Genomic DNA, 24,891 nt, shown 5'->3' on the forward strand with positions numbered 1-24,891 from the left:
TCATGGCAGGGAGTTTCGGCCGGAGGGTCGGCCGGAATCCTGATAGGAAAAGGAGCGATGAAACGTCCTGCCTTTTTCGGTGGGCAGGAGGTTTCCCTGGTCCAGGGTTATCGTCCCCTGGAGAAGCGCCCGGGCCACCACGCGGTTTGCAAAAGCCCGGGACCACTGGAGATGGATGCCGATGCCGGTGGTGCTACAGGCTGGCGCGGCCCGTTCGCCCCGGGCGTGGTGTATCAGATGGGCCACCAGAACCTGCTCGGCGAAACGCAGGCGCTGGCGACGCACCAGAAGCCAGCGGCCGACCAGCCCCCGTCGGGGAGCTATTGTCAAAATGCCCAGAAAGATGAGACCCATAACCATGGCCATCGTTCCCGAGGTGGTGGAGTCGAGAACCCAGGCGATCCAGAGCCCTCCCAGGGCTCCCGTGGCGGCGATGAGACAACTGAAAAAGATCATTCGGGGAAGGGTCTTGCTTATGAGATAGGCCGCTGCAGCGGGAGCCGTCAGGAGGGCTACCACCAGGATGGCCCCAACCGTTTCAAAGGCCCCCACAATGGTGATCGCCACCAGAGCGGTAAAGGCGTAGTGGAGTTTTCCCGGGCGGATTCCCAGCGACGTGGCCAGCAGGGGATCAAAGGTGGTGATCTTCAGCTCCTTGTAAAAAAGCAGAATGAAGAGAGCGTTCAGAAGCAGAATAGCTCCCATACGGTAGAGGGCCCGGGGGCCCAGAACAAGGCTGCCCACCTGGAGTTGCTGGAGTGCCGAGAAGGTGATGTCGCCCATGAGAATTGAGCCTTCACTGAGGGGGATTCCTGAGTACCGGCGGCTTACCAGGATCACCCCGATACTGAAAAGGGCGGGAAAGAGTATCCCCAGGGAGGCGTCGCTGGTGAGAAGGCCTGTCTTGTTGAGGGTTTCCACGCCAAAGACCAGAAGGACTCCTATCAGGGCGGGTGCCAGAATTATCAGGAGCGGCGCAAGAGCAGGGGGAAGCATGCCTGCTCCGTCCAGGGCGGCTGACACGGCAAAGGCGGCTACCAGGCCGGGCAGAACGGCGTGGCTGATTCCTTCGGCCACCAGTGAGAGGCGTCGCAGGACCAGGAACACACCAGGCAGAGCGCAGGCCAGGGCGGTAACAAGGGCTATGAGGACATTTGCAACCATGAAGTTCATCGGCGCGCCCCGGGAGTTCTTTCGGGATGCCCCCTGGTTCGACCCGGAGAATCCGGTCCCGGGGAGGATGAAAAATGCTGGCGGTTGCGGTGCTGCTGGATGGACCGGGCCAGGATGCCCCGGCGGGGTGCAACCAAAATGGAGGCCAGGGCGAAGACCGTTGCTGCCAGGGCTATCACCGGACCTGTGGGAATATTTCGGGCCGTAGCACTCAGAAGGGTTCCTGTTACTCCCGCAAGCGCCCCCAGAAGTGCGGCAAGCCCCATCATGGTACCGAGCCGTTTTGTCCACTGCCGGGCCGCGGCGGCAGGGCTTACCAGAAGCGACACCATGAGGATTACCCCCATGGTCCGGAGTCCGGCAATAACGGCTATGACGACAATCAAAATGAGAAGATGATTCAGAACCCGGGAGGGATAGCCCGAAGAGACAAGGAAGTGTGGGTCAAAGCTGTGGAGTTTCAGCTCTTTCCAGAAAAGGAAGAGGGCTGTTGCAACCAGACAGGTCAGGATGAGCAGGATCAGCGTCTCCTGCCGGGTTATGGTTGCTGCCTGACCGAAGAGATAATCCCTCAAAACACGGTGGCCGGGGAGTGCCAGCGACTGAAGTATCCGTAACAGAAAGAGACCGCCGCCGAAGAAGAGCGCCACCGTGACGCCCATGGCGGTGTCGGGTTTGACGGGCGTAGCCTGAGTTACCAGGGAGACAAAGATCATGCTGGTGATCCCTCCCAGGAGGGCTCCCGGGAGGATAAGCTGTTCTGCCAGCCCGGCTCCTCCCAGGAGCGATCCCAGGAGGAACGCTCCGGTTATGCCGAGAAGGGAAGAGTGCGCCACAATCCCCCCCAGGAGCCCCTCTTTTCTGAGGTAGGTAAAGCACCCCACTGCTCCCGCCAGGGCTCCCGCCAGGCCGCTGCCGGAGAGAACGATCAGCAAGGTGTGATCCAGGTACACGGGCTCCTCCTTCTTACCGGCCCATGGTACCGGAAAGATCAGCTATCGCCAAGAAGCGCTGCTTTGATTGTCTCCACGTTTCGGCGGTAAGCACCTGGAAAGGTCTGTGTGGGACCGTCGCTTCCCAGTGTTCCCGCAAAGAGGGGGTTCGGCGCAATCCGGACTTGGCCGCCCCGGGCCTGCACAGCCTCCTGGAGGGCTACCATCGATCGGCGGTCGATCGCGGTCTCGTAAAAGAGAACCTCTACGCCCTGTTCCACGATCAGCCGGGCCAGATCCTGCACATCCCGCACGCCTGCCTCGTCTTCGGTGCTGATGCCGAGGATGCTGCGGGTGTCAAAGTGATAGGCCCGGGCGAAGTACGAGAAGGCGTCGTGGCTGGTGACCAGGATACGCTTCTCTCGGGGTATGGCTTTCAGGGTTTCTCTGGCGAAGGCCTGGAGTTCCCGCAGTTCAGCGACGTAGGCAGCCCCGTTTTTCTGGAAATCGTCGGCCTCTTCGGGGCGCAGATGGCTCAGGCGGTGCACCATGGCCTCCACAGCGATTATCCACAAATCCAGATCGTGCCACACGTGGGGATCGTATTCACCGTGGTCATGGTCGTGGTGATGATCGTGGCCATGGTGGTGATCGTGATCATGATGGCAGTCATGGTCGTGGTGATGATCGTGGGCATGGTGATGATCGTGATCATGATGGCAGTCATGGTCGTGGTGATGATCGTGATCATGGTGATGACCATGCCGACAGGAGGCGTCGCTGTCCCAGTGGAGCAGTTTGTTTGCCGGTATTGCCTCGGCCACAGCAAACGCCCGGTCCCCCAGCGATTCCAGGGTTCGCACCATCTGAATCTCCAGCTGGAGTCCGTTCCAGAACACCAGATCAGCCTGCTGGATGCGCTGAACCTCTCTCGTGCTGGGAAGATAGGTATGTGGGTCGGTTCCAGGCCCCATGAGCACCGTGACTTCCGCCCCGGGAGCAATGCGGGCTGCGGCCTCGCCGATCATCCCGGTGGTAGCAACCAGAGAGAGTCCTGGTCTGATCTCTTCCCGGGATCCTCGGGACCAAACCGGACTGAGAGCAAAAAGAGCCAGAGCCAGAAAAGCAACACAACGAGTTGCCTTGAAAAGGGTAGTACGAAACACAGAGGCCTCCTTGGGCGAAATATACAGAAATACCGCGACAAAAGTAATACTTTGTATTTCTTCTGTCAACCCGAAGGATTGGGCGAGGGGCATGTCCCACCGAAATGGCAGTGAAGTCACTGGCAGTGGCGGCATGGCGCCCCGGGTGCACAAAAGGTTTTACAGAAACCTCAACTTGTGGTAGGCTTATGCCGATCAGGGAGGGTATGGCACAATCAACCTTCGGAACGGTATCGGTCGCTTCACCGTTGCTTCCGGGGTGTACGTGTCCCCCCGCAGAGCCCCTCCCTGGTGAGTCCGACGGATTATTTTCTTTTGATATAGCTCGAAACACGCTTTCTCTTGGCCCCCTGGTAGCTGTTTCCCTCGGGGTAACGCCCGGCCAGCTGAAGGTGTTTCTGAACTCGCTCTTTTTCGGCCCCTCCGCCCCCTCGCCGGTGTCAGACGAAGCCTGTGGCACGCCTGGGGTTTCCCGGATGCCGGATCATGCCGAAAAGGCCGCTCTCGCCCAGTGTCGGGAGATACTCCTTCCCCTTGTAAAGAAGTTCGCCCAGGGGGATCATGAGAACGTCGCTGTTCGGGGAGGCATCGCAATCCCCCTCGAATCGGGGGAGGTTCTGCACCTGGAGATGCAGGCTTCTATCGCCCGGGGCGAAGCCCCTTCCCGAAATACTTCCCGCAAGGGGAAGGCCGATCATCCCCTCCTTCTTGCCTCCCTGCGGCGTGTCCCCGAAGCGTCTTCTCGGGAAAAGGCCCTTCGAGCCCGGATCGCCATTCTTGAGAGAGATCTTTCTCTGCGGGATACTTTGTTGAACGAGGTTCAGCATCGGGTGAAAAACGATCTCACCCTGGTCAGATCCTTTCTCTCTCTCCAGGCCTCGGAAGCCCCTCAAAAAGAGGTTCGCCAGGTTCTGGAAGAGGCAGTGAACCGTGTGGGCACTCTGGCGCGCGTCTACGATCGAATCTCGGGTTCCAACGGCAGAGCCGTTATCGAACTGGGGAGCATGTTGCGGGACCTGGTTCACGATATTGCCACTTCCCACGGAGATGCGGGGGATAATATCGCCTGCTCCTTTCCCGAGAAACCTCTCCTGCTACCTTCGCGCATCGCCGTTTCCCTGGGTATCATTGTGAACGAACTTGTGACAAACGCCTACAAGTACGGCCGTTGCGATAACAGCAAAAAACCGGTAGATGTGGCCGTTCATCTCGGTTCGACCGGGCCGGGCCGGATTGTGGTGGCCGTTTGTGACAGCGGAGGGTGCATTCCCGAGGAGATTCCCTCCGGAGAAGGCTTCGGCCTCGGACTGCGCCTGGTTCACGCTCTGGCCGAGCGCCACGACGGTGCTGTTACCATCTCCCGGAACGGGGAGAGCCGCATCGAGGTAGCTCTGCAGATCGCCTCCGATCAGGACTAGAGCAGGCTTCCCGCTGGCGCTCGATCACGAAGTGCCGCCATGAGGAGCCGCCATGAGAAGTCACCGGCCCCTGCTCGCCGGGCAGGTCAGCCCGCCAGTTGCGCCAGGAACAAGGTGCTTAACCCAAGGTAAATTGTTACCCCCGTGACATCGGTGATCGTCGTCAGTAGTGGGCCTGTCATCATGGCCGGGTCTTTTCCCAATCGCTTGATCAGAAACGGAAGTGAGCCTCCAACGATACCGGCAACAACAACATTTATGCCGAGGGCGGTGCCGGCGACCAGTCCCAGAAGCCATTGTCCGCGCATAATCAGGGCTATTGCACCAAACAATGCACCCAGGACGATCCCGTTACATATCCCCACGACCAGCTCTTTTTTCACAGCCCTGGAGACGTCCCGGATCTGGGCCTCTCCAAGGGCGATGCTTCGGATGGCCACCGAGAGGGACTGAATCCCCACGTTCCCTCCCATATCGGTGATCATCGGCAGGAAAGCTGCAAGAATTGCCACTTGGGCAATGGTATCTTCGAACCCGGTGATAACAGCTACAGCGATAAGGTTTAGCAGGACGTTGCTTGCCATCCAGGGGAGGCGGCGCCGCACAGCGCCCAGGGGTCGTGTGAAAAAAGATTCGTCGCCCCGGTCTCCTCCAATGCTGCTGAACTGATCGGCTATCTCCCGGGCCAGAATATCAGCAGCATCGTCCAGGGTAATCACTCCGGCCAGTTTTTCCTGTTCGTCGAGGACGGGCAGCATGGCGTAGCGGCGATTTCGAAGAACTTTGGCCGCATCAACAGCAGAGTCGTTGATGCGGACAGCGATCATATTCCTGGTCATGACGTTTTTCACCGTCTCTGACCGTGATGCGCGCACCAGGTCCCGTACAGAGGCAACACCGAGAAGAGCTCCCTTTTCACTCACCACATAGACATACGTGCTTTTTTCGATTTCTGGCGGGGCAGAGGCTATCGCCTCCAGGGCTTGAGCCACGGAGGCCTCGGGGGGAACCACCAGGAAAGACGTGGTCATTGCGGCCCCGGCCGTTTCCGGAGCGTAGCGGGATATCGTGTCCAGTTCCTCCCTCATGGCGGGATCAAGGTGCGCCACCAGCGCTTCCCGTGCCAGGGGGGGCATTAATTGCAGGAGATTACTTGCGTGATCCGAGGGAACCGTGGTCAGTAACGAGGCAGCTTCGGTCGGCGCCATCGCAGCGAGAAGATCGGCTCCCCCAGGTGGAGGGAGGTATCCGGCTACCCGGCCGGCTTTTACCGCATCCATCGACGTGAGAACTGTAATGACCAGGCCTGGTGGCGCCTGGGCCAGCTCCCGCGCCGTCCGGCGTGACGAGAGTTTTCCGGCGCAACGGGCTACCGCCGCCGCATCTTCCGTTTTCAGAGCGTCCCGAAGCTCTTCCACCACCATCTCGATGGCATTCAGGTCCAGTAACATGAGCACGTCCTCCTTGATTATCAAACCTGCGCAGACAGCGGGGGAAAGGCCGAAACCGCCCCGCCACCTTCGAAAAAACTGCAGGAAGATCTTCCTGCACAGGCTATACTAAAGGCTTTCCGGTTTTTCTATCATCCTCCATATATCCCGACAGCTATATCCCGACATATATCCCGACAGGTGTGTAGCAAAAACTCATCCTGATAATGTCCCGCAGCCAGAGAGAAACCGAGAGGTACTCCGTTGATTTGGGCCACGGGGAGGGTGATCTCGGGTAACCGGCCCACACCCGCAAATGCAGTAACTGCCATGGTGCGGTCGTAAAAGTCTATTACCGCAGGAAGATTGTCGCCGGTGAGGGTCCCTTTTTCCGGTGCTTCCACGGGCGCTGTGGGATAGCAAAAAATATCGCCTGCTTGGGTAAAGGAGGCAATTCGCGAGAAGAGTGCTTCGCTCAGGTTCAGGGCGTCATTCATGGTGGTGCGATCAAACTCCTCGACATTGCGAAATCCTGCCTGGAAATTCGGCCCCTTCTCGGGATCGTTTTGCAGGATCCACCCCCCGATGGAGTTGGCAATCTCTGCTGTCTGAAGCACCCGCAGGGCTTTGGTGTTACACGCGTCCAGGTTGATATCCAAGCCGGTAATATCACGCAGCGAAAGAGGTATAACAGTAACACCGGGAAGCGTGTGAAAATATGCAGTAAACTCGGAAAAAGCCTGTCGAACCGCAGGATCGGCCAGGGCAACGGCCTCTTTCAGGACATAAACATGGTTCACCCGTGGCAGTGGTGCTTCCTGGCTACGGAGAAGTACGCCCATTGCCTGGTGCAAAACGTCAATGGTCTGTGACAGAATACCAACAGTGCTGACACTTGGTGCAAACGGCAGCACCCCGGCTTCCGAGATGCGGTGCAGACTTGGCCGCATGCCGAAAACCCCGCAGAGGCTGGCTGGAATCCGAATCGATCCCCCGCAGTCTGTACCCAGTGCAAAGTCCACAAGCCCACAGGCGACTGCCGACGCCGATCCACTGGAGGACCCCCCGGGGATTCTGGCCGGTGCACGGGGGTTCACCGGCGTACCGTAGAAGTGGCTTTCACCGTCCAGACTATACGTGAATTCGTCGGCCACGGTTTTCCCAAGGCAGCGCGCTCCCGCAGATAAAAGTTGCTCCACGCAAAGAGCATGGTAAGAAGCCGGGGGGTGTCCATCGCACCAGGGTCTGCTTCCGTAGGAGGTTACATGATCGCGGACATCAATGTTGTCTTTAACGGCAAAAGACAATCCCTCCAGCACTCCAGCCCTGTAGGGTTCTATCTCAAAGTGTTCAACAAAGGCCCCTGAGGTTCGGAAATCGTATTGTTTCATCGGTGTCATCGGTGTTCTCCTTTTTTCTGCGGATTCTTGTCCTGCAGGGTCTATCCTCCCCTTCAGGGGATTCGCAGGAGATCAGGACGTCCCCAGGGAAGGTATCAGAATCGCTGCTACCAGCCAAGCCGACACCTTGACCCGACACCTTGACCCGACACCCTGACCCGACACCCGATCACCCTCGGATGTGGCGCTTCGAATCACGACCGTCCTGGGGTGGTCCCGACCCGTTCGAAAAAGATTACAAAAAAACTCTTGTTTTTTCTCCGGGCATAGTGACACGGGCCATCGTGTTCGTTACATTTGGGCTGTGATCGAATCGGTGAAGTCCGGTGAAACTCCGGTACTGTCGCGCAGCGGTTAAAGTCCGATCCCGATTCGTCTGCCCCCGGGGCTCACTCTGCTCGCGTCAAGCACCATTCAGCAACCTCGTCTGAATTTTCCTTGAAAGCAGTGTGATATCTCGGGAAACCCTCGGCGGAAGGGAAATTCCCTATACGACCAGAGCATTTCGCATAAAATCAGGGAGGATATCATGGCCAGTTCAGACCTGCCCGGTCACATCATCAAGCGGGATGGATCAATGGAGCCCTTTGATCCCGATAAAATCACCGAGGCCCTGCTCAAGGCCGGCCGACACACCGGCGAGTTTGACACCGCCCAGGCGATAGAACTCACAGAGAAAACCCTGAACCTCCTTCGCACCCGGGAAAAGCCAGCATCGGAAGCAACCCCGGAGAAAGCCGCAACTCCCGGACCGGAAGTTGAGGAGATCCAGGATCTGGTAGAGGAAATCCTGCTGGAATCGGCCCACACCCGCACTGCCAAGGCCTACATCCTGTACCGCCAGGATCACGCTCGCCAGCGGCAGCGAAACATCTTCCGCCGCCGTCTGAGCCTGAAGCCCTGGGAGTACCCCGAACTCGCCCGGTATGTAGACTCAATCCGCCATTCCTACTGGATCCATACGGAGTTCAATTACACCTCGGACATTCAGGACTTCAAGGTTCACGTGACGGATTGTGAGCGCGACGTTATTCGCAAAGTGATGCTCGCCATAGCCCAAATTGAAGTCTCGGTAAAAACGTTCTGGGGAGATATCTACAAAAAACTTCCCAAGCCGGAGATCGGCTCCGTGGGGTATACCTTTGCCGAAAGCGAGGTGCGGCACCACGACGCCTACGCGCACCTCCTGGAACTATTGGGGCTGAACCAGGAATTCGAGACAATTCATCAAATTCCTTGCATTCTCGGGCGGATCCGATACCTGGAAAAAACCAATCTGATCGCCCAAGGCGGCGAGCCCCGGGACTATACACTCTCGATTCTGCTCTTCAGCCTCTTTATCGAGCACGTATCGCTCTTCTCGCAGTTCCTCATCATTATGTCCTTCAACAAATACAGGAACCTCTTCAAGGGAATCTCCAACGTTATCGAGGCTACCTCCAAAGAAGAGCAGATCCACGGCCTCTTTGGAATAGATCTGATACGAATTATACGCCAGGAACAACCCCAGTGGTTTGACCAGGAGATGTCCCGGACCATTGCGACCCTCTGCCAGGAGGCCTGGTGCGCCGAATCGGAAATCATCGACTGGTTTTTCGAGGAGGGTGAACTCGACTTTCTTCCCAAGGCCCTGATCAGGGAATTCGTGAAAAATCGTTTCAATAAATCTTTGAAGAGCATCGGAGAGAAACCTCTTCTGGAGGTGGATCAGTTGATGCTGCAGGAAACGGACTGGTTCGATGACGAAGTGATCACCACCAAACATGGTGATTTCTTTGTTAAACGATCGATCAACTACAACAAACGATCCAGGAGCATAACCGGCGACGATTTATTCTAGAACGGTTCTGTCCCGGATTCTCTCTACTCCGGAAGGATCTCCGGAAGGATCTCCGGAAGGATCTCCCGCGACGAGGAAATCTACCCACGATAGGCAGGAACCCCTGCCCAATCCCCCCCACAGGGAAAAGGAAAACGCTATGGAATGGTTAAACCAGTACAGCCGGGCCTTTCTGGCCAAAGGATACCTGACCGAAGGAGTCGACCCCGAAGAGCGCATCCGGTCCATCGCCCTCCAGGCCGAAAAGATCCTGAAAAAAACTGATTTCGCCGAAAAGTTCACGGACTACATGGCCCGGGGCTATTATTCCCTTTCTTCGCCAATCTGGTCAAACTTCGGAACAGAAAAGGGCCTGCCCATCAGCTGTTTCGGGGGGCATCTTTCGGACAGCATGAGCAGCATTCTCTACGCCCAGGCCGAGGCAGGAATGATGAGCAAATTTGGCGGCGGAACCTCGGGATACTTCGGCGACCTGCGCCACCGGGGTGCCCCCATCAGAATGAACGGGGAATCCTCGGGAGCCGTCCACTTCATGCAGCTCTTCGAAACAATCGTCAATGTGGTCAGCCAGGGGTCAACCCGGCGGGGACACTTCGCTCCCTACCTCCCAATCGAACATCCCGATATCGGCGAGTTCCTGGAAATCGGGACCGAAGGAAACCTCATCCAGAACCTGACTCACGGCGTTACCGTTTCCGACAGCTGGATGCAGTCCATGGTCGGGGGCGATCAGGAAAAACGGGCTCTTTGGGCAAAAGTAATCCAGCGACGGGTTGAAATCGGTTATCCCTACATCGTCTTTACCGATACGGTGAACCGCAATACGGTGGATGTCTACAAGGACAAGGGGCTCAGGATAACCCACAGCAACCTCTGCTCCGAGATAGCCCTGCCCGATAACGACGATTGGTCCTTCGTGTGCGACCTCTCATCGATGAACCTTCTCCACTACGATCAGTGGAAAGAAACCGACGCCGTGGAAACCTTGATCTTTTTTCTGGACGCCGTCATGACTGATTTTATCGTCAAACTTGAAGCCCTGCGCGACTCCCCGAACCGGCATGACAGGGAAGCGTTTCACTACATGAAGCGGACTCACGCCTTCGCTCGCCAGAATCGGGCCCTGGGACTGGGCGTCCTGGGGTGGCACTCCTACCTTCAATCCCGGATGATCCCCCTCGAAAGCAAGGAAGCCCGGCAGATAAACCTGGAGATCTTCAGAGTCATCCGGGAGCGCTCTCTCAAAGCCTCGGAAGACCTGGCCAGGGAATATGGGGAGCCGGAACTCCTGAAAGGCTACGGACGCCGAAACACCACCCTCAACGCCGTGGCCCCCACCACCTCGTCGGCTTTCATCCTGGGCCAGGTCTCCCAGAGCATCGAGCCAATCTGGTCAAACTGCTACGTCAAGGACATCGATAAAATGAAAGTCACCATCCACAACCCCGCCCTGAAAAAGATCCTCCATGAAAAAGGCCTGGACACCCGGGAAGTATGGAATACCATCCGCGACCACGACGGCTCGGTGCAACACCTGGAGATCCTCTCAGACCAGGAAAAACGGGTCTTTAAAACCTTCAGCGAGATCAACCCCCTGGAAATCATCGATCAGGCAGCAGCACGGCAGCACTTCATTGACCAGAGCCAGTCCCTGAACCTTATGGTGAACCCCCTGATGTCAGCGCGGGAGATCAACCACCTCTACATAACAGCCTGGAAACTGGGAATAAAAAGTCTTTATTACCAGCACTCAACCAACGCCGCCCAAACCTTCAGCCGGAACAAACTCTGCGAAACCGCCTGTGAGGCCTGAGCCCGCGCCCAATGGCATGAGGTCCTCTCGGACCAGGCCGATCGTCAGGAACGGGAGTGAGCGTGCCCCTCGCTCTGCTCGGGTCGTGCTTTGCGGGGCTCCGCTATCGCTTCGGCCCCGGGCGGAGTCTCTCCGCCCGGGGCAGCCTGCGGCTCCCCTCCAATCACTCACGCCCGGAGCGTCAATCCCGGGGAGACTCCCCCTGGGGCCGGCACAGCGCCTTCACCAGCCGGTAGGGCAGCCGCTCGATCTGCCGCCCCGGAATGGCGTGATGCCACCAGGGAGGCATGCGGTTAGTCAGGACCGTCACCGCCGCCGAGCGATCCAGCGGCCAGGCCACCACGCAATGCTGGCCAAAAGTGCCGCCGCCGTGCCAGGCCACCGGCCCCCACTGTTTGTGGTCGCTCAAAAACCATCCCAGACCAATTCTGGCGTTTCGTCCGATCTTTGCCCTGGCCCGGGTAGTCTCCTCTGCCAGGGATGCCCAGGGTTCGCCGAGCACCCCTCTCTGGGCGCTCAAAAAGATCATCATGTCATCACCGGTGGAGCGCCACAGGCCGGCAGCCTCCATGCCGGCCCATGCAAAGGGAGGCATCTCCTCGCCCCGTGCATTGTGGCCTTTCATCAGGCGCCCGGCGCTGTAGTCCTCGGGATCCAGGCGGGTGTCGTTCATCCCCAGAGGATCAAGAATCAGTGATCTCACAGCCTCCCCGTAGGGTTTTCCGCAGACCATGGCCAGAATATGGCCCAGCACGGCCATCCCCAGGTTCGAATAGCGCACCTTCCCGGCCCCCTTCAGGGGAGGCTCCAGAGCCTGGAGAAAGGAAAAAAGATCCTGGGGCTGAAACTCCTCAGCCAGTTGACGACCCCGCCGCATCAGCTGCCACTGCCCGAAGGGATTCCCCGGCAATCCCGAGGTATGAGTAGCAAGCTCTTCCAGCGTTACCCCGGCAGACCAGGGCAGGGACGGGTAAAACCGCTCAACCGGGTCGGAGAGACTCACCTGCCTGTCTTGCACCAGAAGAGCCAGCAGGGTGGTTGTGAACATCTTGCCCACGGAACCTATCTCGAAGACCCGGGATGGCGAGCTTTCGGAGTGGCCCTGTTGCCAGCTCCAGGACTGGTCCTGGAGCTGGACCCGGACGTCCATGGCCGGTCTGGGCGAACGGCCAAGAAAAGACTCCACCAGAGTCTCGGCAGATTCAGTATTCATGGCAGGCTGGGTGATCATGGGCAGGCTCCTTGTATTTTTCAGGCTATCCGCAGGTCCTGGGCCACCGGAGGTATCTCCGGGTATCGGGATCGCTTTCGTGCGTGGCGCAGCCTCCCGTGGACGGGCCCCCTAGTATTGCGAAACGATGGTACCATGGATTATACCTCACCGGGAGGGGCTTTCCCCGACGTGAAGGATCCCAGGGAGGGGCCATGAGACACATTCTGGTACTGCTGGGGGGGATCGCCGCCTTCGGCCTTCTCTCGGCGCTGTTTCTGGCGGGGTGTCAGTCCCGCATCCTCTATCAGCCCCACATGGGCAGGGAATGGGTAGGAACTCCCGACGATCTTGGTCTCGTCTGGGAATCGGTCCAGCTGGAAACCGATGACGGGGTACTCCTCGACGGCTGGTGGGTTCCCGCAGAGTATCCCCGGGGGGCGGTGCTCTTTTTTCATGGTAACGCAGGTAATATTTCTCACCGACTCTTTTCGATCAGGCAGTTCCACGATCTGGGGCTCTCGGTTTTTATCATCGACTATCGCGGCTACGGACGCAGCCAGGGAACTCCCTCCGAAGAGGGGACCGCGCGGGATGCCCGGGCCGCCTACCACTGGTTGACCAGCTCCAGAGGCGTTTCGCCAGAGCAGATTGTGATCTTCGGCCGATCCCTGGGTTCTGCCGTGGCCGCCGAGCTGGCCCGCCAGGTCTCCTGCGCTGCTGTCATTCTGGAGTCACCCTTCCGGTCGGTACCGGCTCTGGCACGAAGCCTCTATCCCTGGCTCCCCCTGGGTTTTCTGGTCCGCTACAACTATCCCACCGAGCGTTACGCCGCAAAGATCGAGGCTCCGGTCCTGGTCATCCACAGCCTTCACGATGAGATCGTCCCCTTTTCTCACGGCGAAGCGGTCTATGCCGCAGCCCGGGGGCCCCGACAACTTCTGACGATCCAGGGCGGGCATAATACGGGCTCCCGCGAGAGCGAGCCCCGCTATTCCCGGGAAATCGGGAAATTTCTGGATCGTCTCCTGCCGCCGGTTGCTCCGTAAGGCCTTGCGGAGTGCGTGGGGCCTTGCCAATCCCGGGAAATCGCGCAAAAATTGCCCTTCGGAAAAAGCCTCGTCTGGCCAGAGAGAGGCAACGAAGAAACAAGCCGGAGTGGGGGTTGCTCTGTGTATCAGCCCCGGGAGGCCACAGATTACATGAGCAGCCAGAACGATCTCCCGGACAAGGGCCGGAAGGAACCTCGTGATTCCAGCCGTGCCGCTCCCGTCCCCTCGCTCACGGATCTCCTGGCGCTTCTGGCGGCGGTGGCGATCTTCTGCTCCACCCTGGAATATCTGATTCCCAAACCGGTCCCCTTTTTCCGCATCGGTCTTGCAAATATTCCGCTGCTGGTGATGATCCGGGTTTTTCGTCCCCGCCATCTCTTTGCGCTTGCTCTGGCCAAGGTCCTGGGGCAGGGGTTGATCAACGGGACCCTGGCCAGCTACGTCTTCCTCTTCTCGCTGGCGGGGACCCTGGCCAGCGTGGCTGTCATGATCGGCGTTGTTCATGCGGGAAGGAACCAGGTCAGTCTGGTAGGGGTGAGCACTGCCGGCGCGCTTGCCAGTAATGTGGTCCAGGTGAGTCTCTCGGTGCTCTTTATTTTTGGTTCCCAGTCCTGGGTGATGGCCCCTCCGTTTCTTATCCTGGGGATAATCTCGGGGGTTTTTGTGGGAGTTCTGGCGGAATATCTCCAGGGTCGCTCCCGCTGGGTCGCCCGGGTCACCGCCGATTACCGGACAGTCGCCTGAGGAGGGCTTGTGAGTTTGCGACATCAGCATCCCTGGATGCTTCGGAACATATCGGCAGGGCTCCTGTTTTCCGGGGGAATGGCGCTTTTGCCGGCCTACCTGCTCCAGGAAGATCTGCTGGTGAGGTTTGTGCAGGTCCTCTTTTTTGGCTGGTGTGCCCGCAGAGCCGGCAAGCGGCTTCAATGGGTCTATTTTCTCACAATCATCGCCACGATAACCCTCTTTCATCTCCTGATCCCTTCGGGCAGGGTTCTTGCAACATTCGGGACGTTCCGGATTACCCGGGGGGGGCTGGAGGTCGGCCTCTTCAAAGCGCTGACGGTGGTGGGGCTTGTCTTCATCTCTCTGGCCTCGGTACGGGCAGATCTGCGTTTGCCCGGCCGCGCCGGGGCTTTGGCGGGGAAAATTTTCTGGTCCTTCGAGCAGATCATGGAGCGGCGTGGCCAGATGGAGCCCCGGCGGCTTCTTGCTTCGGGGGACGAGCTTCTGCTCGGGGTGTATCAGGAGTTGCTCTCCCGGGGAGAGGTGCCTGCTGACACAGGGGCACGCAAAGGTACTGCCCGGCGCTCTTCGATTCCGGGGCATGTGGTGGTCTTCTGTATTGTAGCCGCGCAATGGGGGCTGCTTCTGGGCCGATTTCGGTAGGCCCTTCTCCGCTGCCGGCTCTCTCGGGTGACATCAGAAAGAGCCTCCTCCGAACCCGGGATTCACCGGGATTCACCTGTAAACTTGACACGACCCGTACAGGCGCTATAATTTGCCCTATTACCATTGTGATTGGGGAGGAAGGTTATGCGGCTTTTGTTGATGTTAGCCCTTCCTCTTGCAGGTGGGATTCTAGGTTGGACTATCCGCTGGCTTTACGCCAGGTTTCAGCTCTCGTCGGCAGAACAGAGAGCCGAGCGATTAAGAAAAGACGCGGTAAAGGACGCGGAAGCTCGGAAGACAGAGCTGATACTAGAAACACGAGATGACCTTCAGCGAGAGCGGAATGAACAGGAACGGGAAATTCGCGAACGACGGAGCGAGCTGCAACGTGTAGAACGGCGGCTTCTTCAGAAGGAAGAAAACCTGGATGAAAAGGCTTCGGCTGTGGAGAGATCCCAGCAGGAGCTGGCAAACCGCGAGAGGAAGTTGGACGAGCGTGATAAGACGCTCATGGAACAGGAAATTCATTGGCGTAACGAAATGGAGCGTGTCTCGGGTCTCACCCAGGAGGAGGCGCGCAAGCTGATTCTCTCCTCCCTCGAGGACGAGGTGCGCCATGATGCCCAGGGAATCGCCCACAAGATTGAGCAAGAGGCGATCCTCAGTGCTGATCGCCAGGCCCGGGAAATCCTTATTTCCACGGTGCAGCGCCTCGCCAGCGAGGTAAACACCGAGGTAACGGTTTCTTCGGTGAGCCTGCCGAACGACGAGATGAAGGGCCGGATCATCGGCCGGGAAGGGCGAAATATTCGCACCCTGGAGACCCTCACAGGCGTTGATATCATCATCGATGATACGCCCGAGGCGGTGGTTGTCTCCTGTTTTGATCCCATCCGGAAGGAGATCGCCAAGCGATCCCTGGAGCGGCTCGTTTCTGACGGGCGCATCCATCCCACGCGGATCGAGGAGGTGGTGCAGAAGGTTACGGCCGACATGACCCAGGCGATTTACGAGGAGGGGGAAAAAGTTCTCTACGAGCTGAATATCCACCACCTCAAGCCCGAGGGTGTGCGAGGTCTGGGCCGTCTGGCCTTCCGGACCAGTTATGGCCAGAATGTTCTTGCCCACAGCAAAGAGGTGGCCGTTCTGGCGGGCTCTCTTGCTGCCGAGGTTGGTGCCGATGTAGAGATAGCCCGCCGGGGTGGCGCGCTTCACGATATCGGTAAAGGGATCGAAACCGACGGTGACAGCAACCACGTGGAGCTGGGGGTGGAGCTGGCAAAACGCCTGGGAGAAGATCCCCGGGTGATTAACGCCATAGCTGCGCACCACGGCGATGTACCGCACAATTGCATTGAATCGGTGATTGTTCAGGTCGCCGACGCCATATCGGCTTCCCGGCCGGGGGCTCGTCGAGAGACCCTGGACAACTACATCAAGCGTCTTGAGAACCTGGAAGAGATCGCCGACGGTTTTGAGGGGGTGGATAAATCCTTCGCAATTCAGGCGGGACGGGAACTTCGGATCATGGTGAACCATGAGAAGGTAAGCGATCAGGAGGCTCGGGAGATCGCCAAGAAGATCGCCAGGCAGATCGAGGATCAGCTTCGGTACCCGGGGCGGATCAAGGTTACCATGATCCGTGAAACCCGGATCGTGGAATACGCTCGTTGATATGAGAATATTGATTCTCGGTGATATCATTGGTCAGCCCGGTATGCGGGCCGTGGTGAGTGCTCTCAAGAGCCTCACCCGCCGCTATCGGGCAGATTTTGTTGTGGTCAACGGGGAGAACGCCGCTGATGGCTTCGGAATTAATCAGGAGCTGGCCGATCAGCTCTTCCGGGCCGGGGCTCAGGCGATAACCACGGGAAACCACGTCTGGCACGATCCCGGGGTGGCCCAGCTTCTGGAAAACCGTCCCGAGGTCCTTCGGCCTGACAACTACCCCAAGGGTGCTCCCGGAAGCGGCGTCTTCGTGAGTGAGGGGCGTCAGGGCCGGGTGGCCGTGGTGAACCTTCAGGGCCGCGACCGGATGCCTGCCATTGACTGTCCGTTCCGGCGGTTCCGGGAGATTCGCAAAACCCTGGGAAACAACCTGGACGCCCTCATCGTGGATTTTCACGCAGAAACCACCAGTGAGAAGGAAGCCTTCGGCCGCTTTGTCGATGGTGATGCTTCTGTGATCTACGGTACCCATACGCACATTCAGACCGCCGATGAGCGGCTTCTCCCCGGGGGAACAGCCTACATCACCGATGTGGGAGCCTGCCTGGCCGAGCAGAGCGTGATCGGTTTTAACCCCGCCGTGAGTACCCGGCGGGCGCTGACACAGTTGCCTCTGCGTAACGAGGTTGCCCAGGGAACAGCGGTCATTCACGGGCTCTGCGTGGAAACAGAAAAAGGGGGCCTCAAGGCTGTCTCGGTCGAGCGGGTCCAGTTCCGCTCCCTGGTGTAGCGAGGCCCGCCGTGGCGCGACGAATCTCCCTCCTGGACGCTCTGTGCCGCCAATACCCCTCTGAATCCCGGGATTATCTCTACCGTTGCATTATGTGCGGGGAGGTTCGCCGGGGTGATCAGAAGATAACAAATCCCCGTGAACCGGTGGGGCGGGATGATTCCTTCCTCATCACCCGAGCCCGTTTCGTCTCACGGGGTGGCGAAAAACTGGAAGCTGCTCTCTCCGCCTGGGGCATAGTCCCCTCGGGTCGGCGCTGGGTCGACGCCGGGGCCAGTACCGGAGGGTTCACGGACTGTCTCCTTCAGCAGGGGGCCTCCCTGGTTCATGCCGTGGATGTGGGATACAACCAGCTGGATTACCGCCTCCGGAGCGACCCCCGCGTTCAGGTTTATGAGCGAACTAACATCCGTGACCTCCAGGTTCTGTCTCCCCGGCCCCACGCTGCAGTGTGCGACCTTTCCTTTCGAAGCCTTCGGGGCGTTCTGGGTCATCTTCTTGATCTTACTCTGGAAGGGTGGGCCGTGGCATTGCTCAAACCCCAGTTCGAAGCGGCCGCCGAGGTTCGCTGGGGTCGCAGGGATCCTGCCGATACCCGGTCGGGAGTGCTGTGCGGGGCGCTTCGCGATCAAGTGGTTTCCCAGGTGATCGTCTCTCTGGAGCGTGAAGAAGGAGTGTGCGTGCTGCGCCGCCTCGCCAGCCCCCTTCCTGGAAGACAGGGAAACCGCGAAGAATTGCTCCTGGTAGGGCGGGTTGAGCGGGATTACCCGCGAAAATCTCCCGGTCTCAGGGGCCTTCCGATATAGACACCATCACCGCTGAGGTAATCCATCTGCTGGCCCTCAATAAGAATCTGTACAGCCTCGACGGTGGAAAACGTGGTGGCCGTGAGAACCACCTGCTGAAGTTGTGCCAGATGCCCCTCCACTCCCAGTGAATTAAAGCGGAAGGCCTCGTTAAAACTCAGGTAGGCTACTCCTCCCTCCACACGAGCCGAGAGAAGCCGTGTTCCTTCGGGAAGGAGCGTCAGAAGGCCCTTGTCGAGATCTTCGGCGGTGGGACCGCTGATAAGGGTCTCCAGCGCTTTGGTGAGGGGGCTCCTGGTGGCCGGTCCCGATCGCGAAACTGCTTCGGCCCTGATTCGTCCGTCGTCGGTGACCCGAATAAAATAGACCCGGCTCTGGCTTGTCCTGACGGGCCGCTCCTCTTCCGTGGGTTGGGGCGGCGGTGATACCTCCAGGACCTGCTGCGGCGCGTCTTCTGTTGCCTTGTCTGTTGCCTTGTCGCGGGGGGCTTCTGCTACGGGAGCATCCTCCTCCCCGGATGGAGAAGGAGATCCCGGCACAAGAAGGTCCTGCAGTGCGGAAGGATCGGTGGTATCCCGGAGAGGAGCCTCTTCACGGACCGCCTCGTCGCGGCGAGATCTCTCGCCATCGGAAGGCTCCCGGGACGGACCGTTCTCAAAGACGACCTCCACAAACCCTGTGTTTTCCAGGACCTCGCGAATCGAGGGAAGCTTGAACATCAGCAGTATTGATATAAATAAAATCGCCGCAATCCAGAAGATGACTCCCAGATGGGGGCGGTTGGAACCTCGTGATCGTGCCATAGCTCTTATTCTCGGCGTTCTTTCCCTCGGGTTTGACTGGAAATCCTGTTTGACAGTAAATCGTGGAACAAACTATAGTACCAATTAATGACAGAACTCAATGGTATCGCTGCATCCCCGGGGATCGCGATCGGCACAGTCTATGTCTATCGTGACGACATTCCTCGCATTCCCCGCTATCGGATTAGTGAGGAGCAACTGGAGACGGAACGGACCCGCCTGGAAGAAGCTGTTGCCCGGGCCGGTTCGGACATAGAGGCGATACAGTCAGAAAACGGTGATGATCTCGAGGGAGACGAGCGGACAATTCTCGATTCGCACCTCTTGATGCTCCGGGATCCCTCTTTCCTGGATTCCCTGAAGCACCGCATGGAGCAGGAGCTCCTGAACATTGAGTGGATTCTTTCACGGACCGTCAAGGAAATGATGAACAAGCTCAGCACCGCCGGTGATGCCTACCTGCGGGAGCGCACCTCCGACATCCTTGACGTGGCAAAGCGGATTCTTAATCATCTTCTTGACCGAAGTCGGCCCGAACTGGCCGATCTCGACGAAGAGGTAGTGCTGGTAACCCATGATCTGATGCCCTCCGATGCCGTCGCCATGAACAAGCGTATGGTCCAGGCGATCGCCATGGATGCCGGGGGGAAGACATCCCACACAGCTATTCTTGCGCGCAGTTTCGAGATTCCCGCAGTATTGGGACTGGAGACGATCTCCCGGACCCTTTCGGGAGGAGAAAAAATCATTGTCGACGGAAACCACGGGGTGGTAATCGTTGATCCCGATGCGGCGACTCTCCAGCGCTACGCCCGCCTCCAGGGCGAGTGGCAGGAGCACGAAGTACAGCTCATGCGGCTCAATGCCCTTCCGGCAGAGACGACCGATGGCAAGCTGATCTCCCTGAAAGGAAACATCGAGGTTCCCGAGGAGGTCGAGGGCGTGGGAAACCACGGCGCCGACGGGATCGGGTTATACCGCTCGGAGTTTCTTTTCCTGGGAACGGCCCAACTCCCTTCGGAAGAGCAGCAATACCGGGCCTACTACCGCGTTCTGGAGGCCATGGCGGGAAAACCTGTCACCATTCGGACCCTCGATGTGGGCGGCGACAAGGTGTCGGAGCAGATCCGTGCCAGGGATGAAAAAAATCCCATTCTGGGGTGGCGGGCAATCAGGGTCTGCCTGAGCGAGGTTGAAGTCTTCCGGACCCAGCTTCGAGCGCTCCTGCGGGCCAGTGTTCACGGGCAGTTGCGGATCATGTTCCCCATGATCTCGGGGGTCATGGAGCTCACCCGGGCTATGGAGATCCTTGATGAAGTGCGGCAGGAGCTGCGGGATCAGGAGATTCCCTTCAACGAGGATATCCCCGTGGGGATCATGATCGAGGTGCCCTCGGCAGCGCTGACCACGGACATCCTGGCCAAGAAGGTGGATTTCTTCTCGATCGGCACCAACGATCTTATCCAGTACACCGTGGCGGTTGACCGTGGAAACGAACGCGTGGCGTACCTCTATGAACCTTTTCATCCCGGGGTTCTTCGGCTCATCAAAATCGTGATCGACAGTGCCCATGCCGAGGGTATCTCTGTAGCCATGTGCGGTGAGATGGCGGGCGATCCCGTGGCCTCGATGGTTCTGCTGGGGTTGGGCCTGGACGAGTTCAGCATGAGTTCTGCCGGAATCCCCGAGGTAAAGCGGATCATCCGGTCCGTTTCCATGGCCGAGGCTGAGGAACTGGCCGGGAACGTCATGGAAATGCGCAGCTCCGCCGAGATCGATCGGGAAGTTCGAACGTACATGCAGGAGCGGTTTGCCCTCTTTTAGTACAGTGGTAGTACTACAGTAGTAGTACAGTAGAAGCATTGGTAGATAGATAGTACCATGGACGCAGGGCAGGGGAACAAAGAACCCGGAGAAACAAACCCGGAGAAACAAACCCGGGCAAGCAGAACCGGAACACACAGAAACGGACAGGATAATGCACAGAATATGTATAGCGGGTCGGCCCAACGTGGGAAAATCGACCCTTTTTAATCGCCTGTATGGAAAGCGGTCAGCGATTACCGACAGTATGCCCGGTGTCACCCGGGACGCGATCTCGGGCACCGTCTCCCTGGGGGATCTGACCCTGGAGGTCATTGACACCGGAGGAATCGGCGAGGGCGAGGCCCAGCTTGAGCAGGCAGTCTGCTCGATAAGCCGCAACGAGATCCGCCGGGCCGACCTGGTGCTCCTTTTGGTCGATGTAACTGATCTGACCGGCGAAGACGAGGAATTGATCGAGTACGTTCGCCGGTGCGACCGTCCCGTGATCCTGGTGGTGAACAAGGTCGATAACGAGCAGCGAGTTCAGGATGTATCCGAGTTCTGGCGCTTCGGTCTGGAGCGGGTTGTCTCTATCTCGGCTGCCCACGGCCTGGGCATGGACGATCTTGAAGACGCTGTCCTGGAGGTTCTGGGCGTAGACCCTGATGCCCCGGAGGAATCCTCCGAGGCCCGAGAGCAGGCAAACGATCCTGACCACAGTAGCGCCGATACCGATGATGAGGACTCCCTCGCAGGAGAAGACGGGGACCATCCCCGCGAAGACCCTCTGACCCGGCCGGTCCGGTTGGCCATTCTTGGTCAGCCCAACACGGGGAAATCGAGTCTCCTGAATCGCCTGGTGGGCGAGGAACGGGCTCTGGTTTCGGATATCGCAGGAACAACCCGGGACACCGTGGAATCCCGGTTTTCCTACAAGGGAACGGAATTCAATGTGGTGGATACTGCAGGTATTCGCCGCAAATCCCGGGTCCGGGAGTCCGTGGAGTACTATGCGGTTCAACGTGCGCTCGCGGCCATAGACGATGCAGAGCTGGTGGTTCTTGTGATCGATGCCGTGAAGGGCTTGAGCGAGCAGGACAAAAAGATCGCCGCCCGGGTGGCAGAACGGGGTCGCGGAGTAGTGGTAATCCTGAACAAATGGGATCTCATGGAGGACCGTGAAAACGCCCTGAACGCCCTGACCGACCGGATTCATTTTCTCTTTCCTGTCTTTCGTCACGTGCCGATCCTTCCCACTTCCACCATTACCGGGGAGGGGGTCGGCAAGATGCTGGATATGCTCCTGCATGTCAGGGGAGAGCTCCATCGCCGGATCGATACGGGACCGCTCAACCAGGCCCTGAAACGATGGCTCGAGCAGACTCCTCCTCCCTCGGGCAAGCGGCCCATCAAGATTCGCTACATGACTCAGGTTCACGCAAACCCCGTGCGGTTTGTGCTTTTCACGAACCGGAAAAAACTGTTTCCCGAGTTTTATCTGCGTTATATTCAAAACCAGATACGTCAGGATTTTGGATTTCGGCATATTCCATTTTTTGTCGAATTGAGGGAGTGAACCGTGGGAGTCTCTGGCCTGCTCGACAAAGAGGGCTACACCTTGCAGGACGTGATGCCCTTGGTGCGGGTGAAGCCCCATGTGTTGCGCTACTGGGAGCAGATGCTCCCCCTGATCCGCTCCGGTCGTGATGAAGGGGGACACCGGGTCTGGACGGCAGGGCAACTCCGAATGCTTCTTCGTGTCCGCCACCTGGTGGTAGAGCGGGGCGTGGCAGTGACGGCTGCGGGCGACGCGCTCCTGCGGGAGGCTGCGGGCGATTCCGCCCAAGTCAAGGCCGGGCTCGAGGGAGTTCGTGATGCACTCGCGGCAACGCTCCTTCGTCTGCGCAACTCTTCCGGTCCCGGCGAGGGGCTTCGCCCTCCTGCCCTTGAGGGGGCCAATCCGGGAGATCCTTCCCGGGTCGGAGTATCCCTGGAGCAGTTGATTGCTCAAGGGGTGCTGCCTCTTCCCGATGACGAAAAGAGTGGAGGGGGCTATCCCCCTCTCCCTGTGGTGTCCCCGGCCATCCCTGAACGGGAAGGAGTTCGGCTCGTCTACAGTCATCTCTTCGCCAGGGGTGCCCCCGAGGCTGTCGCTCGAGCTTTGGCGGCCCTGGTGAGGTATCGTTTGAGCCAGGAATCCCGGCAGGAGGACCCGGTTCCTCTGGTCGTAGCTGTTCCCTGGGGATGCCAGGAGCTTTACCGACAGTTTTTTCCTGAAGAAACCTTTCTGTTGCCGGTTCCTCCCCTGCGCTATCGCCAGCGGGTCTGTTGTGCGCCCACCCTGGCGGTTCTTCTGGCGGTAGCCTCCTCTCGGGACCTGGACCTGGCGTTGCGGCGGTGGGAGCGGGAGACAATTCATATTTGGGCAGCCGATTCACCCCATTCGATACCGCAGGATACGCTCTCTCCCCGGGCGAGGGAGACCTCCTGCGGCGTGGTCCTGGGGGTCCGGGCTGCTCCCTCGGGCTATCGGCTAACAGAATCTGCAGCGATCCATCTTGAGGCCTGGAGGCCTCATCTGGAAAAAACCTTGCGCTGCGGTCGGTGGGTCCGTCGGCCCCCGAAGAAAGGCCCCCTGCCGGGAGAGTTTTCCTCGTTCCGGCTGTGGTTGCGGGATCTGTCGGCGCTCGAAGGGGCGGCTGTGCTGGTATCTGCCGGTCGGCACCCCGGGGTGTGGCGGGGGTCATCCTGGCTGGAGCAGGTGCGCCTGGTCTGGGGAGAGGCTCCCTTTTCCGGTTTTCCCGGGGAGGTGCGTTGAGGGTGATGAGGGATGTGCGGGTACGGGCGTTGCGCCTCGGGGCTGGATGGGGGCTTTTCCTCTGTCTGGCTCCCGCTCTGGCGGCACTCACGGTGTTGCCCGAGACCGATCATGCCCGACGGGAAATGCTTTCCTTCATGACATCTCTGCACCGCCCGTCCCCGGAGACCCGTCGGGAGGCCTTGAGGCAACGCTCGGGTGATATTGTCCTGTTTCGGACCTACCACCAGGGGGGGAGAATCTATTATGTCTTTGCTCATCCCGATCAGGAGGGGGGGATCACCCTGGCTGCGCCGGGAACCTGGATCATCCGTCGACGTCTTGAGGACGGGGCTTTTGAGCAGGCCAAGATATTTCTGCAGCACCATGAGGGGTCCTTCCTTCGCATCGTTCCCCGGGGAGCCGGGGCTGTTCTGGAGATGGACCTTGCGGGCATTCCCTTCTACCGAGGGGTGCCGGTTCCCCTTTCAATGCGACGCCTTCTCACGGCTCCTCTGCGAACTCTCCAGGAAAGCACTGCCGGAATTGTCGATTGGAGCCTCCTTGATGTTCGTCGGGATCACCAGGGTTACAGACGCGTTATGGACGCAGTCACCCGGATTCGTCCGGTTCTGCCCCTCTTGGGAGATGCCGACGATGGAGGAATGAACGCCGCCGGTGAAATGGTATATATCGCTACGGAGCTTCCCCAGGAAGATGGCGGCGGCTTCAACTGCTCCGGCTTTGCCAAGTGGGTGGTGGATGGCTTTCTCCTTCCCCTCCGGGGGGAAGGCCTCCCTCTGGCGCCCCTCAGAGAGCGCCATCGGGATCTGAGGGGCACGTCCTGGAGTTCCCGTCTGGAAGAGAGCAGGGATCCCTATTTCGGGCTTGATTGGACGCGGAATCTTGCCCTTCAGTATCACGGACTGCGCGATTTCCGGACAAAGGACCCCTCCCGGGATGACCCCCGCCAATGGGATGTACGAAACCCTGCCTTGGGAGAATATCGGGAAAATCTGGGTTTCCCTCTGGATCAGCTGGAACGGGTTCTCTACTGGTTGGCCCTGCGGGAACCGGGCCACATCTACCTGGGGAGTGTGAGTCGTAGTTTTGGAGATGCTCCGGTACTGCGGCAGCACGCCCATGTGGCAGTTTTTTTCCCCTGGTTCGATCTGTCCGGGAGATTCCGCCTGGCTGTGATGGAGCGAGGAATCGAGACAGATCTTGAGTCCCTGAACCGTCGCTACGGGGGTGAATTTGTTCATTTGGTCCGAATTCAGGCAGGATCGTCCTTTTCTCCTCCTGGCGTGGACCAGGCGGTTCCCGATCTTTCGGTCCTGGAACCCGGAGGTCGCGCGATTCCCGATTGAATCTCATCCACTGCTGGGATAGACT

Annotated in this window: 20 protein-coding genes and 1 riboswitch; of the genes, 13 read left to right on the forward strand and 7 right to left on the reverse strand. The window is 58.9% G+C overall.

Annotated features, from left to right (window positions below; genetic code table 11):
* Genes BW950_RS11810 through BW950_RS11820 form a run of 3 tightly spaced genes read right to left on the reverse strand, consistent with a single transcriptional unit; the run spans position 1 to position 3,271 of the window.
* On the reverse strand, positions 1–1,173 hold the full coding sequence (locus BW950_RS11810; protein ID WP_083943978.1) for a metal ABC transporter permease: 1,173 nt from the start codon (positions 1,171–1,173) through the stop codon (positions 1–3).
* The gene (locus tag BW950_RS11815; protein WP_076489510.1) at positions 1,170–2,126 is read right to left on the reverse strand and encodes a metal ABC transporter permease; all 957 of its coding nucleotides are present in this window, start codon (positions 2,124–2,126) and stop codon (positions 1,170–1,172) included. Before BW950_RS11815 ends, BW950_RS11810 begins: the two co-directional genes overlap by 4 nt.
* A 38-nt stretch (positions 2,127–2,164) precedes the next feature.
* Entirely contained in the window at positions 2,165–3,271 is a 1,107-nt protein-coding gene (locus tag BW950_RS11820) for a metal ABC transporter solute-binding protein, Zn/Mn family (RefSeq protein WP_076489511.1), read from the reverse strand.
* A 206-nt stretch (positions 3,272–3,477) separates the two neighbouring features.
* On the opposite strand from BW950_RS11820, the gene BW950_RS11825 reads away from it, so the two are divergent.
* Positions 3,478–4,689 (forward strand): sensor histidine kinase, encoded by a 1,212-nt coding sequence (locus BW950_RS11825; protein WP_076489512.1) that lies wholly within the window; start codon positions 3,478–3,480, stop codon positions 4,687–4,689.
* Between the two features lie 86 nt (positions 4,690–4,775).
* On the opposite strand, the gene mgtE is transcribed toward BW950_RS11825, so the two are convergent.
* Both mgtE and BW950_RS11835 read right to left on the reverse strand, forming a co-directional pair.
* The gene (gene mgtE, locus BW950_RS11830) at positions 4,776–6,140 is read right to left on the reverse strand and encodes a magnesium transporter (protein WP_076489513.1); all 1,365 of its coding nucleotides are present in this window, start codon (positions 6,138–6,140) and stop codon (positions 4,776–4,778) included.
* 131 nt (positions 6,141–6,271) lie between these two features.
* Positions 6,272–7,519, reverse strand: a complete 1,248-nt coding sequence (locus tag BW950_RS11835) for an amidase family protein (protein ID WP_200796828.1) — start codon at positions 7,517–7,519, stop codon at positions 6,272–6,274.
* Positions 7,520–7,818: 299 nt separating this feature from the next.
* Positions 7,819–7,897, forward strand: a riboswitch (adenosylcobalamin-variant (AdoCbl-variant) riboswitch).
* Positions 7,898–8,048: 151 nt separating this feature from the next.
* On the opposite strand from BW950_RS11835, the gene BW950_RS11840 reads away from it, so the two are divergent.
* Both BW950_RS11840 and BW950_RS11845 read left to right on the forward strand, forming a co-directional pair.
* On the forward strand, positions 8,049–9,359 hold the full coding sequence (locus tag BW950_RS11840; protein ID WP_076489514.1) for a ribonucleotide-diphosphate reductase subunit beta: 1,311 nt from the start codon (positions 8,049–8,051) through the stop codon (positions 9,357–9,359).
* 103 nt (positions 9,360–9,462) lie between these two features.
* On the forward strand, positions 9,463–11,172 hold the full coding sequence (locus tag BW950_RS11845) for a ribonucleoside-diphosphate reductase subunit alpha (protein ID WP_268760106.1): 1,710 nt from the start codon (positions 9,463–9,465) through the stop codon (positions 11,170–11,172).
* A gap of 181 nt (positions 11,173–11,353) precedes the next feature.
* Here the strand turns inward: BW950_RS11845 and BW950_RS11850 are convergent, their stop codons facing one another.
* Positions 11,354–12,403 (reverse strand): serine hydrolase domain-containing protein, encoded by a 1,050-nt coding sequence (locus tag BW950_RS11850; protein WP_200796829.1) that lies wholly within the window; start codon positions 12,401–12,403, stop codon positions 11,354–11,356.
* A 194-nt stretch (positions 12,404–12,597) separates the two neighbouring features.
* On the opposite strand from BW950_RS11850, the gene BW950_RS11855 reads away from it, so the two are divergent.
* The 6 genes from BW950_RS11855 (at position 12,598) to BW950_RS11880 (ending at position 18,090) form a co-directional block, all read left to right on the forward strand.
* Positions 12,598–13,431 carry an alpha/beta hydrolase gene (locus BW950_RS11855; RefSeq protein WP_076489516.1) on the forward strand — a complete coding sequence of 278 codons (834 nt, stop codon included), beginning with the start codon at positions 12,598–12,600 and terminating at the stop codon, positions 13,429–13,431.
* A gap of 153 nt (positions 13,432–13,584) precedes the next feature.
* Complete coding sequence (locus BW950_RS11860; protein ID WP_083943986.1) at positions 13,585–14,178, forward strand: Gx transporter family protein; 594 nt, start codon at positions 13,585–13,587, stop codon at positions 14,176–14,178.
* A 9-nt stretch (positions 14,179–14,187) separates the two neighbouring features.
* Positions 14,188–14,823 carry a DUF8519 domain-containing protein gene (locus tag BW950_RS11865; protein ID WP_143559231.1) on the forward strand — a complete coding sequence of 212 codons (636 nt, stop codon included), beginning with the start codon at positions 14,188–14,190 and terminating at the stop codon, positions 14,821–14,823.
* A gap of 147 nt (positions 14,824–14,970) precedes the next feature.
* Positions 14,971–16,500: a ribonuclease Y gene (gene rny / locus BW950_RS11870; protein ID WP_076489518.1), complete on the forward strand. Its 1,530-nt coding sequence runs from the start codon at positions 14,971–14,973 to the stop codon at positions 16,498–16,500.
* Between the two features lies 1 nt (position 16,501).
* Positions 16,502–17,284: a TIGR00282 family metallophosphoesterase gene (locus tag BW950_RS11875; protein ID WP_076489519.1), complete on the forward strand. Its 783-nt coding sequence runs from the start codon at positions 16,502–16,504 to the stop codon at positions 17,282–17,284.
* An 11-nt stretch (positions 17,285–17,295) separates the two neighbouring features.
* Entirely contained in the window at positions 17,296–18,090 is a 795-nt protein-coding gene (locus BW950_RS11880) for a TlyA family RNA methyltransferase (protein ID WP_076489520.1), read from the forward strand.
* Here BW950_RS11880 and BW950_RS11885 read toward each other — a convergent pair.
* The gene (locus BW950_RS11885; RefSeq protein WP_076489521.1) at positions 18,048–18,893 is read right to left on the reverse strand and encodes a GerMN domain-containing protein; all 846 of its coding nucleotides are present in this window, start codon (positions 18,891–18,893) and stop codon (positions 18,048–18,050) included. The two genes, BW950_RS11880 and BW950_RS11885, sit on opposite strands and share 43 nt — an antisense overlap.
* An 87-nt stretch (positions 18,894–18,980) precedes the next feature.
* Here BW950_RS11885 and ptsP point away from each other — a divergent pair, with 87 nt between their 5' ends.
* The 4 genes from ptsP to BW950_RS11905 all read left to right on the forward strand — a co-directional run bounded on the left by ptsP (position 18,981) and on the right by BW950_RS11905 (position 24,866).
* A complete protein-coding gene (gene ptsP / locus BW950_RS11890) occupies positions 18,981–20,717 on the forward strand; it encodes a phosphoenolpyruvate--protein phosphotransferase (protein ID WP_076489522.1) in 1,737 nt (578 codons plus the stop codon).
* 154 nt (positions 20,718–20,871) lie between these two features.
* On the forward strand, positions 20,872–22,275 hold the full coding sequence (der, locus tag BW950_RS11895; RefSeq protein ID WP_076489523.1) for a ribosome biogenesis GTPase Der: 1,404 nt from the start codon (positions 20,872–20,874) through the stop codon (positions 22,273–22,275).
* Positions 22,276–22,278: 3 nt separating this feature from the next.
* Entirely contained in the window at positions 22,279–23,517 is a 1,239-nt protein-coding gene (locus tag BW950_RS11900; protein ID WP_076489524.1) for a MerR family transcriptional regulator, read from the forward strand.
* A gap of 5 nt (positions 23,518–23,522) precedes the next feature.
* Positions 23,523–24,866, forward strand: coding sequence for a DUF8515 domain-containing protein (locus tag BW950_RS11905; RefSeq protein ID WP_499697563.1), 1,344 nt, complete (start codon positions 23,523–23,525; stop codon positions 24,864–24,866).
* Positions 24,867–24,891: the final 25 nt, after the last annotated feature.

Source organism: Alkalispirochaeta americana (assembly GCF_900156105.1).
Taxonomy (GTDB): domain Bacteria; phylum Spirochaetota; class Spirochaetia; order DSM-27196; family Alkalispirochaetaceae; genus Alkalispirochaeta; species Alkalispirochaeta americana.